This window comes from Pseudanabaena cinerea FACHB-1277, from assembly GCF_014696345.1.
Taxonomy (GTDB): domain Bacteria; phylum Cyanobacteriota; class Cyanobacteriia; order Pseudanabaenales; family Pseudanabaenaceae; genus Pseudanabaena; species Pseudanabaena cinerea.
The window spans coordinates 1-11,586 of sequence record NZ_JACJPY010000110.1 but is presented as its reverse complement, the minus strand read 5'-3'; the positions used below and the strand labels follow the sequence as shown (position 1 = coordinate 11,586).

7 protein-coding genes and 1 pseudogene are annotated in these 11,586 nt (G+C 45.4%); all 8 read left to right on the top strand.

Annotated features, from left to right (window positions below):
• Window positions 1-204: pseudogene (locus tag H6F44_RS20560) on the top strand (fertility inhibition FinO-like protein); the annotation flags it as partial.
• A gap of 45 nt (window positions 205-249) precedes the next feature.
• A complete protein-coding gene (locus H6F44_RS20555) occupies window positions 250-3,120 on the top strand; it encodes a helicase-related protein (RefSeq protein WP_190352957.1) in 2,871 nt (956 codons plus the stop codon).
• 89 nt (window positions 3,121-3,209) lie between these two features.
• A complete protein-coding gene (locus H6F44_RS23670) occupies window positions 3,210-7,460 on the top strand; it encodes an Eco57I restriction-modification methylase domain-containing protein (protein ID WP_199302216.1) in 4,251 nt (1,416 codons plus the stop codon).
• Between the two features lie 54 nt (window positions 7,461-7,514).
• Complete coding sequence (locus H6F44_RS20545) at window positions 7,515-8,105, top strand: REP-associated tyrosine transposase (protein WP_190352956.1); 591 nt, start codon at window positions 7,515-7,517, stop codon at window positions 8,103-8,105.
• 247 nt (window positions 8,106-8,352) lie between these two features.
• Entirely contained in the window at window positions 8,353-8,595 is a 243-nt protein-coding gene (locus H6F44_RS20540; protein WP_190352955.1) for a hypothetical protein, read from the top strand.
• Window positions 8,582-9,001 (top strand): type II toxin-antitoxin system VapC family toxin, encoded by a 420-nt coding sequence (locus tag H6F44_RS20535; RefSeq protein ID WP_190352959.1) that lies wholly within the window; start codon window positions 8,582-8,584, stop codon window positions 8,999-9,001. The genes H6F44_RS20540 and H6F44_RS20535 overlap by 14 nt, the downstream gene beginning before the upstream one ends.
• 5 nt (window positions 9,002-9,006) lie before the next feature.
• Entirely contained in the window at window positions 9,007-11,103 is a 2,097-nt protein-coding gene (locus H6F44_RS20530) for a 3'-5' exonuclease (RefSeq protein WP_199302215.1), read from the top strand.
• 79 nt (window positions 11,104-11,182) lie between these two features.
• Window positions 11,183-11,491: a hypothetical protein gene (locus H6F44_RS20525; RefSeq protein ID WP_190352954.1), complete on the top strand. Its 309-nt coding sequence runs from the start codon at window positions 11,183-11,185 to the stop codon at window positions 11,489-11,491.
• Window positions 11,492-11,586 lie beyond the last annotated feature (95 nt).

Genomic DNA, 11,586 nt, shown 5'->3' with positions numbered 1-11,586 from the left:
CAAATCTTTAGCGTTACGGTGAAGCCCAAGGTATTTAAGAAGTTGGAAGATGCACAGGCTAATTATCCGCAGTGGGTAGCGGCGATCGCTGGCAAGATGGGGGAGGCTACTGAGTCAGGATTTGTTTTGCTTGAGCCAAATATTCAAGTATTTGAGAAAAAGCCCAAAGAAGCCAAACCTACTGAAGAAGCAAGCCCCAACTAAATCTCAAGCTCTTTAAAAGTTTTCTAATTTTGGGGTTTTTCAAATATGCCTAGTTATAACATTGGTTCTGTTGTTACCTGTCGCGATCGGCAGTGGGTTGTTTTGCCTTCCGATCATGCTGATGTGGTCAGGCTACGACCTTTAAGCGGTAATGAGGATGAGGTTTGCGGTGTTTTTAAGAAGTTGGGATTGGAAGTAATTGAGTCAGCCGAATTTCCTTCGCCACAACCTGAAGCAATTCAAGATCGCCAAGCGGCTTTGTTATTGATGGATGCCGCAAGGCTAAGTTTGCGAAATGGGGCGGGACCTTTTCGGAGTTTGGGGAGATTGTCGGTGTATCCGCGTCCTTATCAGATGGTTCCTTTGCTGATGGCTTTGCGGTTGCCGACAGTGCGATTGTTGATAGCCGATGATGTGGGAATTGGCAAGACGATTGAGGCGGGACTGATTGCGAGGGAAATGCTCGATCGCCAAGAAATTAAGCGCCTTGCGGTTTTATGTCCGCCGCACCTCTGCGATCAATGGCAAAGAGAATTACGGGAAAAATTTCATATTGAAGCAGTCGTGATTCGTTCGGGGACGGTGGGTAAGTTAGAGCGATCGCTACCTGCGGGAGATCACCATGTATTTGGCTACTATCCCCATATCATCGTTAGTCTTGACTATGCCAAGTCCGATAAACGGCGAGCGAGTTTTTTAGCCCATTGCCCAGATTTAGTGATAGTCGATGAAGCGCATACCTGTTCGCGTCCCAGTGGTCAAAGTGCTTCGCAACAGCAACGCCATCAGTTAGTGAATGAGATAGCGGCAAAGCTAGATCGCCATTTAATGCTGCTATCGGCAACGCCCCATAGCGGTATTGAAGAATCTTTTTTATCGATTTTGGGCTTGGTTAAACCAGAATTTGCGGCGATGAATTTAGAACATCTCTCTGAACAAGAACGGACTAAACTAGCCAATCATTTTATCCAACGTCGTCGCGCTGATGTGAAGCAGTGGCTAGGCAATGAAACCCCGTTTCCTGAAAGACTATCCACTGAGCTTAGTTACAAGCTGACGCGAGAATATCGAGAATTATTTAATGAGGTTTATGATTTTGCGCGAGGCTTGGTTAAGGGTGTTACTGATGATATGTCCTATGCCCAAAAGCGAGGACGTTATTGGGCGGCGTTGGCGCTGATTCGTTGTGTGATGTCATCACCTGCGGCGGCGGTGGCGACCTTGAGTAAGCAAGTGGAAAAACGTGAGGTGGCGGAGCAGTTAGAGGAAGAAGCGATCGATGAAGACTTGATGGCTTCCTATGTTTACGATCCGACCGAACAGGAACAGTCTGCCGATGCTCAACCCACATTAGCGATCGAGCAGGGACAGCAACAATATCGAGATAGTGATCGCCGTAAGCTCAAAGCCTTTGTTCAATCTGCCGAAAAACTTTACGGCGCAAAGGATGCCAAACTGCAACAGGCGATCGCGACAGTGATCACGCTTCTCAATGAAGGACATCATCCGATTATCTGGTGTCGCTACATTGCCACGGCGCAATATGTCGCCAAGCATCTGGGGGATGTGTTGAAGCAAAGATTAGACAAAAAAGGCGATCGCTTGCGGGTATTGGCAATTACAGGTGAGCAGTCGGAAGATGAACGGGAGATATTTTTAAAGGAACTAGCCAGCTATGAACAAAGGGTATTAGTGGCGACCGACTGCCTCAGTGAAGGGGTGAACCTGCAAGAGCATTTCTCGGCGGTGCTGCACTATGACTTACCTTGGAATCCTAACCGACTAGAACAGCGTGAGGGTAGAGTTGATCGCTATGGTCAAAAAGCATCGGAAGTGAAATGTGCTTTACTCTGTGGACAGGACAACCCCATCGATGATGTGGTCTTAAAAGTATTGATACGCAAAGCGGTTAAAATCCATCGTTCCTTGGGCATTACTGTCCCTGTGCCGATGGATAATGCCAATATTACCGAGCGAATTTTCAACTCTTTATTTGAATATGAAGCGGTAGGGGTACAGCTTTCTATTTTTGACGCTGGCTCACAGTTGGCGCTACTAGATAAAGAAATGACTCGAATTTGGGAACAAGCCGAAGAAAAAGTTAGCCGTACAAGGTTTGCTCAGAGGGCAATTACTTCGGAAGATGTGCAACAGGAATTAATTGAGTCCGATCGCGTGTTGGGTAATGCTAAAGAAATTGAGCGCTTTGTACGATCAGCTTGTGGGCGTTTGGAGGCTTTTCTTATTCCCAAAACGATTCATAAGCATCCTTGCTATCTGTTGCCAAATATCCCGTCCCAGATTGCCTCTAGTTTGTCCGCATTCTTAGGCGATCGCCAAAAGTTAACTCTTTCCTTTGTCAGTCCTACGCCCGAAGGTGTGGAATTTATTGGGCGCAATCACCCCCTCGTCGAAAGTTTGGCAAGATATTTATTAGAAAATGTTTTGACTAATACCACTAATCCTGTGGCGGCAAGGTGTGGTTTTACGGTGACGGATGCGGTGACTAGGCGCACAGTTTTATTACTATTGCGCTTGCGTCATTTGATCGACAGCCCCAAACAAGGACTTAAGGAGGATAAAAGCCTATTAGCGGAAGAATGTTTAGTGGTTGGTTTTACAGGAACATCTGACAATCCGATCTGGTTAGAACCAAGTGAGGCTTTACGATTAATTGAAACGGCTCAACCCTCTGCCGATCCGCCTAGTGAGGGTATTGCACGCTCAGAAATGCGCGACTTGTTAGAAAGTATGGAAGATTTGCAGGAGGAATTGGAGTTAATTGCCAAAAAGCGATCGCAAGATTTAGCCCAATCTCATCGTAGAGTTAGAGCAATTACGAAGGAGGGACAGGTGAAGGTGAAGGCTCAGCTACCAATGGATCTGCTCGGTGTATATGTTTTGAAACCAAAGTAATTCCAAGTAGTCAAGGCTTTAGCCTTTTACACCTTTAAATTCATAGGCTAAAGCCTTACTACGGTTAATCATCAATTTAATTAAGTATCATGACTACTACTCAAATCGTTAAAAACACAACAGGTTTGCATATCGAAGGTAACTTGATTGCGGGAGACTATCTGGCGGATCTGGTTACGGGCGGTATTAAGGGGCAAGCGCCTGATGATTTTGGGTTTGCGAAGGCGGATAAACTGGCGGATGAGATTGCGACGGTGTGGGGTGAGGCGAAAAAGTTTTGGGCAGGATTTAAAAAATCCCGTGAAGAATCGGGCTTTTCGGAGTCAGGGACTACGGAAACGCGCAAGGCTTGGGTTGTGCCTTTGCTTTATAACTTGGGATATTTGCCCACTTTTCGGGGTGAGGCGGAGATTGTTGATGGACAGAGTTTTGCGATTTCGCATCGGGCGGGGGATTGGGGTGGGGAGGTTGCTAAAGCAACTACTACGGTGACTCCACCGATTCATGTTACTGGATGCAGAATAAGACTTGACCAGAAGCCGCCGAGTGGAAATCCGAGGCTGTCGGCGCATGGGTTGATGCAGGAATATCTGAATCGGACTGAGCATCTATGGGGGATTGTCACGAATGGTTTGCAGTGGCGATTGTTGCGCGACTCTTCTTTGATGACGAGGCTTACTTATATTGAGTTTGATCTTGAGCAAATTCTCGAAGGGGAAAACTTTGCTGAATTTGGGTTGTTTTATCGGTTGTTTCACCGATCGCGTTTACCGATAGGAATGGACGATGCCCATGAGTGCCTGTGGGAGTTTTATCATCAAGAAACTTTGCAACAGGGCGGCAGGGTACGCGATCGCCTACGGGATGGTGTCGAAAAAGCGATCGCCCAGTTAGGGAATGGTTTCTTACAGCATCCAAAAAACCAAGCATTGAGGGATGCTCTTACTCCCCCTTCGCCCTCATTGGGAGAAGGGGGCAGGGGGGATGAGGGCAAAATTAGCGATCGCGATTTTTATCGACAAATCCTGTTGCTGATCTACCGCTTACTATTCTTGATGGTGGCAGAGTCGCGCAATTTGTTACTGACGGGGGAAGATCCTGAAAAGGTACGGATTTATGAGGAGTATTACAGCATTGAGCGTTTACGCGCTCTAGCAGAAAAGGCGATCATTCCTCGCCGCGAAGGATTTCAAGACCTATGGCAAGGTTTGCGGGTGACATTTTGCCTTTTTGATGAAAATTGGCGCGGTGAGTTGTTGGGGCTGTCGCCGCTAAATGGTGATTTGTTTGGATCAACGACTTTGCCAGAGCTAAATATGAGCGCTTTGGATAATTACGATCTGATGGTTGCTATTCGCTATCTATCGCTCTATGCACCGACGGATAAGGCTCAACTGCGGCGGGTTAATTATGCGGCGCTTGATGTGGAAGAGTTAGGAAGTGTTTATGAGAGTCTGCTAGATTTTCATCCACAGGTGAGTTTGTCTCAGGGTAAGTATGAGTTTTTGTTAGTGGCAGGTAGCGATCGCAAAACGACAGGAGCTTATTACACGCCATCGGAGCTAGTGGCGCAGTTGGTGAAGAGTGCCTTGGAGCCTGTGATTGCAGAAAGGATGAAGGATACCGAGGATTTACAAAAAGCACTTCTGAGTATTAAAGTTTGCGATCCTGCCTGTGGGTCGGGACATTTTCTGTTGGCAGCAGCACGGCGGATTGGGAAAGAATTGGCTAAAGTCCGCACGGGTGAAGCTGCGCCTAGTCCTGAACCATTGCGTGAGGCGACTCGTGATGTGATTCAGCATTGCATTTATGGTGTGGATATCAATCCCCTAGCGGTTGACCTTTGTAAGGTTGCACTCTGGATTGAGGGTTTTGCGAAGGGGATGCCCCTTAATTTCCTTGACCATCGCATTAAGTGCGGTAACTCGTTGGTGGGTGTTTTAAATCTCGATGTATTAAAAGAAGGGATTCCTGATGAGGCGTTTAAGGCGGTGACGGGGGATGATAAGGCTTTGTCTAGCATCAAGAAGAAGGCGAATAAGCAGGAAAGGCTCAAGGATCTCAAGGGGCAACTCTCAACGGCTGGTCAGTTAGATGATGATTTGGCGGAAATTGCCTCGGCATGGCAGGAGTTAGATCGGATTCCTGAGAATACGCCTGAGTTTGTGAAGCAAAAGAAGGAGCGCTATGAGGCTAATCAACGCGATCGCAAGTGGTGGCGCAGTCGTTCGGCTTGTAATTTGTGGACGGCGGCGTTTTTTATGCCTTTGACTGAGCAAAATTTGCAGTTATTGCCAACTACGGCGGCGTTAGTCAGGTTGTTGAATCATAGAGATATAGGTGAAGAAACCCGTAGTCGCGCTTCAGCGCCAAAAAATGAGGGAGAGGAGGCTAAAGCCTCGTTACTGACTATCCAAAATATTGTTGATGCTGCGAATCAGTTAGCCTCTGAGAAGGGCTTTTTTCATTGGGCTTTAGAGTTTCCTGATGTGTTTGAGAATGATGGTTTTGATTGCATTCTCGGTAATCCTCCTTGGGAGCGCATCAAGTTACAGGAAAAGGAGTTTTTTGCCTCGCGGGATGGGGATATTGCGAAGGCAGCGAATAAGTCGGAACGGGAGAAGTTGATTAAGACTTTGCCGAGTCGTAAGCCTGATTTGGCGCGGGAGTTTGAGGCGGCGAAGCATGATGCTGATGCTCAAAGTAAGTTTATTCGCGAGTCGAATCGTTTTCCTTTGACGGCGGTGGGTGATGTGAATACCTATGCGGTGTTTTCGGAGACTGCGAGGGATTTGATTGCGGGGAATGGTAGGGCTGGAATTATTGTGCCTACTGGGATTGCGACTGATGATACTTGTAAAAAGTTTTTCAGTGATTTGACACAAAAGCAAAACCTAGTAAGTCTTTACGATTTTGAAAATAGAGAAAATTTATTTGATGGCATTGGGCATGGTCGATTTAAGTTTTCTTTAATTTCAATGACTGGTTCTTGTGTAGAGCAAACGAAATTTGCTTTCTTCCTAACACAACCTCGACAGTTAGATAGCCCTCTTAGAGTTTTTCCACTTGCGCCACAAGATATCGCCCTCATGAATCCTAATACGCTTACTTGCTCTGTGTTTCGCACTGCTACAGATGCAGAAATAACTAAGAAGATTTATGAGTGCGTACCTGTGTTAGAAAATGAAAAAACAGGCAAAAATCATTGGGGTATATCGTTTACAACAATACTGCACATGGCAAATGATAGCGGATTATTTAAAAATTCTTTTAGTCAGAATACATTACCTCTATATGAAGCAAAAATGTTTTGGCATTACGATCACCGATTTGGAGATTATGCTGACTATCCTGAAGGAGCGCAAACTTCTCATTTACCAGATGTTCCTGTAGAGCGATCACAAGATCCTGATTACACAATTACCCCTCGTTATTGGGTAGATCTCTTTGAAGTTGAGAAACGTCTTTCTGATAAACAATTACATAATTGGCTTTTAGTCTTTCGTTGTCTTACCAATGCAACTAATGAAAGAACAACTATTTTTACCTTATTACCAAAAGTTGCTTTAGCTCATAGCGCAACTGTTGCCTTAATAGACCCAGTGTATTTAAGACTTTTATCATTGCTTTTAGCTAATTTCAATAGTTTAGTTTTTGATTTTGTTTCTCGCCAAAAACTCGGAGGAACTAACTATAGCCAATTCATTCTCAAACAACTCCCCGTCCTACCCCCCGATCGCTACAGCCAAAACGACATCAACTACATCACCCCCCGCGTCCTCGAACTCACCTACACCGCATGGGACATCAAACCCTTCGCCGATGACCTTTGGAATCCCACACCCACCCGATCCCAGAGCAAAGTCGAAGAGAGCAACGCCGAAACCGACTCTATCCTCACCCAAGCCAGCGACAAAAAACAACTCAAATTTGCCTTAGACATTGAAATCACAGGCAAAAAACAACTCGAACTCACCACCCCACCAGACCCCACCCACCAAACCCACCTCCGCCAACTCATCCTCGAACAATGGCAAGCCAACCGCGCCGCCTTCCCCGACACCACCCAGACCCCAGATGAAAACCTCGAAGGCATCCTCCTTCCCCCCTTCATCTGGCACGAAACCCGCCGCGCCCAAATCCGTGCCGAACTCGATGCCTACTACGCCAAACTCTACGGCTTAACCCGTGACGAACTGCGCTACATCCTCGACCCCGCCGACATCTACGGCGCAGACTTCCCCAGCGAGACATTTCGAGTCTTGAAAAACAACGAAATCAAGAAATATGGCGAATATCGCACCCAACGCCTCGTTTTAGAAGCATGGGATAACTCGTAGTCGCGCTTTAGCGCAAAATTATTAATATATTGGGCTAAAGCCCTTACTACTAATATGTACGAATATCGCAAACTCTCACCAGCAGAAAAAGCTGAAGTCGTTAGACAACGATTAGCAAAAGGGTATCCGCCCCACTCGCCGCCGCATCCGATTAAAGATGCATCCCATTACCTGATCACCGCCGCCTGTTACGAACACAAACATCGACTAACCACACCCCAACGCCGACAGCAACTACTAAACCAACTATTTGAAACCTTCATCCAAGAAAATATTACAATCCTCGCTTGGGTTGTCCTTACTAATCACTATCACCTACTCACTGAAACCATTGGCTTTCGATGGTTGAGTAAACAACTACGATTAATTCACGGTAGAACCGCCCATCAGTGGAACAAAGAAGACGGACTAACAGGAAAAATGTGGTATTCCTACAGCGATCGGGCAATCCGTTCAGAAAAACATTATTACACCACCCTAAACTATATTCACTACAATCCCGTCAAGCATAATTTAGTCACATCACCCTATGACTGGCAGGAAAGCAGCGTCAATTGGTACTTACAAGAAAAGGGACGCGACTGGCTACGCACCTGCTGGCTAGAGTACCCCGTTACAGATTACGGCGAAGATTGGGATAAGTAGTCGCGCTTTAGCGCAAAGGTATTAAGATTTTGAGGCAGATTACGGCGAAGATTGGGATAAGTAGTCGCGCTTTAGCGCAAAGGTATTAAGATTTTGAGGCTGAAGCCCTTACTACGAAATTAAACACATAAAATAGAGTGTCAAGGATGATGATTAAATGAAACTTACAGGTTACGGTCAAGACTAGGATAATTAGTGATAAGTAGTCGCGCTTTAGCGCCGTTAGTTAAACAGGAGAATACATACCATGTCCAACCTCAACACCGTTCAACAAGACATCGTTGAACTCACCCCTGAAGCACAGCAAATTATCTTTAACTTAATCGATTTACTGAAAACCCACCCCAAATCAAGTCAGCAGAGCAACCCAGCAACCCCAAAAAAAGATTGGTCAGACTTTATCGGTTGCATGGAAGCAGAGCCAGATCTATCCAAAAACTACAAAACCTACCTGAGTAATGAACTCGAACAAAAATATGCTAATCGTTGATACTGGCTTTTGGTTAGCTCTGGCAAATCGGAAAGATGCTGCTCATCAATCCGCTACTCAACTATTTCAAAAACTAGAGAACGAAGAATTTATTACAACTTGGTGTGTAGTTACAGAAACCTGTTACCTCATGCAAAAAAGAGTGGGGATAGATGCACCAAAACTCTTTATCCGCAAAATTGCAGCAGGAATGGTGAAAATATTCGATCTCGATCCCACCCATTGCCCTCGTATCGAACAGCTTATGGAAAAATATCGAAACTTACCAATGGACTTAGCTGATGCTTCTCTAGTTATCCTCGCCGAAGAGCTAGGGCATGGTCGTATTTTGTCCGTCGATTATCGAGACTTCAACACCTATCGCTGGAAAAATACAGAACCATTTGAAAATCTATTTTTAATCTAGACATCATGACCTTTAGCCTCACCTTTACTCAAACTTTCTTTAATGAACTCATCGGCATCCCTCAGAATGTGTCCAAACGAGTTTCTAAAGCCACCAAATTATTAGAACGCGATCCCATCTCAGCCGAAGGCGATGCCAAAAAGCTCAAAGGTTATGAAAATGTTTATCGCATCCGCATTGGTGACTATCGCCTGTTTTATGCGATCGGTACTGGTTGGGTAAAACTGCTGAGTGTGCGTAAACGCAATGAGCGCACCTATGAAACCGAAATTCCTAATGTCGTAGCGCCAGAAACCACCCTCGATCGCCAGTCTGTTAAGCCGAAGAAGGTGGCAGTATCTTCTGGTTTCTCTTGGGATAGGGGGGATGAGGTTAAGGTTTTGGATGAGGCTAAAGCCTTGACTAAGCTTCCTTTCGCACTCACAGAAGAAATCTTGCGACAGTGGCAGATTCCGTCATCATATTGGGCGGCGATCGCCAAAGTTGACAGCGCTGAGGCATTGCTAGAGCTAGATATGCCCGATCGCTTTCTCAATGTGATTTTGGATAATCTTTACCCCCGTGCGATCGAAGAAATTGAACGTCAGCCCGAATTTGTTCTTAAACAAGCTGAAGATCTGGATCGCTATTTTGCTGGCGATCTCAGTGCATTTTTACTCAAGCTCAGTGATGAACAAGAGAAATTAATTCAATTTGGCAGTAATGGCACAGTCCTGATCAAAGGTGGCGCTGGTACTGGTAAATCCACCCTTGCCCTCTATCGCATCAAAAAATTAGTCGAGCAGGGCTGCACCTCAATTTTATTCACCACCTATACCAATGCCCTCGTTTCCTATTCTGAGCAACTTCTAGAACAATTACTCGGCTGTCCTCCTGCGGAAAAAGGCGTAGAAGTAACTACGATTGATGCGATCGCCCGCCGCTATTTCGTTACCACAGGTAAAGCTACACCCTTTATCGATCGCGATAAATCTTTAACCCTGTTAGCCCAAGCCCTAGAGAAAACCAACATTCCTGCTCACAATGTATTCGATCGCCAAGTCAAACTGCAAACATTACAAAAACTGGGTTTGCCCTACCTCCTCGATGAAATCTTACAAGTGATCGAAAATTGGGGCATTCGCACTCTTGATGATTACATCGCCCATGATCGGCGTGGTCGGGCTGTGCCGTTGCGACAAAATATCCGTGAGGCAATTTGGGCAGTCTATGAAACATGGGAACAGTTATTAGCTGAAAAAGGCAGCCTCACATGGGAGCAACTGCGCCGCAAAGCCCTCACAGTCGCGCAAAACTTAGAGACAAAACCCTATCAAGCGATCGTTATAGATGAAGCGCAAGATTTTTCACCTGTAGCGCTCAGATTTTTACTCAATCTCGTTCCTAATTTTGACAATATCTACATCACCGCCGATGCTTCGCAATCTATCTATCAGCGAGGTTTTAGCTGGAAACAAATCCATGAAGATTTGAAAGTCGCAGGACGGACGCTCATCCTCAAGCAAAACTATCGAAACACCCAACAAATAGCGATCGCCTGTACCGAAATTCTCCTTGGCACAGAAGCAGGCGATCCCGAATGCTTGCAGCAAATTCCCTCTTTACATATTGGCGATCCTCCTTTGCTCTTCCTAAGTAACAACCAAGATCAAGAACTAGCCGCTATTCGTGATTTTTTAGTAGACTCCGCCAAACGTTTTCGTCTTCCTCTGCATGGTAGCGCGATCCTTTGCCCAAACAACTACAGCGCCGAAACCTATGCCAAACAGCTAACCCAACTAGGACTCAAAGCTAAATTTGTTTCAGGTAAGAAGATCGATCTCAAAGCTCCCTATATTAAAGTGCTGACCCTCTATTCCGCTAAAGGTTTAGAGTTTCCTTTTGTCGTAGTCACGGGATTAGCAGCAGGTAATTTCCCAAGCTTCAACAGTGATTTACCGACAGAAGAACATTCTAAAATCCGCGATGAACAAAGGCGGCTATTTTATGTCGGTTGTTCCAGAGCCATGCGATCGCTAATGGTCTGCGGCTCATCCTCCCATCCCTCTGAATTTATTGAAAACCTCAAAGCCCCCTACTGGCAAACTAAAACCTGTAATTAATATCGTAGTTAAGGCTTCAGCCTAGATTAATTCGAGACTAAAACTAAAGTTTTTACTACTCTTATCTTCAATCAAAATTATGTCCTCAAAACTCTCTTTACAACTGCAAAACCTGATCCAACAGCCTGACGCTGTGTTACATACTTTTGCGGGCATGATTGCCGATGGAAGTGTGGCGATCGACTGCTCAGGAGTCAAAGCCGATGATATTAGTGAAGAGAAATTGCAAATTCTCTTTGGACAAATTCGAGGAAAATGGGACTTCACTCAACTCGGCGAATGCCTTGATTCTGCTACTATGAGCGAACCTCTCGCAGAAAAGTTAGTTAATTGGTTTCAACCTCAGCCAGTCGTTGAAGTTAGTAATTTTATTCGCTCATGTGGGTAAATAGGTGAAATGGTAAAATAGGAAAAAAGTTTTGACGCAACAACAGACATAAACATGATCAAGTTTCCCCTAACTGAACTGTTAGACGATCAAGC